This is a genomic window from Hungatella sp. SL.1.14 (assembly GCF_024460495.1).
Classification (GTDB): Bacteria; Bacillota; Clostridia; order Lachnospirales; family Lachnospiraceae; genus Hungatella; species Hungatella hathewayi.
On sequence record NZ_JANFYJ010000278.1, the window covers coordinates 1 to 306 of the forward strand.

1 protein-coding gene is annotated in these 306 nt (G+C 42.2%); it reads right to left on the reverse strand.

Annotated elements, in window-relative coordinates; genetic code table 11:
* Positions 1-306: aminopeptidase P family N-terminal domain-containing protein (locus tag NE473_RS30980; protein ID WP_256265632.1), on the reverse strand; the 306-nt coding region annotated here is incomplete at both ends.

Genomic DNA, 306 nt, shown 5'->3' on the forward strand with positions numbered 1-306 from the left:
CTTTAACTGGCCCACCGCATCGTAAATATCATTGTATGGCCGAATCGTAACTCCCAGTTCTTTTAAATAAGATTTTACTTCACTGTCCAGAACCGCCTCATTGATAAATAAATAGAAGCGTTCCAAGGTCACCAGTGCGTAGGAAAGGACTACCGGGTTGCAGACAACGTCATTTCCACGGATATTTAACAGCCACACAATATCGTCAAGCGTTGTGAGGACATGAACCGTAGTCTTCTCCTTCCTCATTGATTCTCTTAAATCAGCAATCTTATCCGCAGCAGATTTGCCTGCATAATTTTCTTT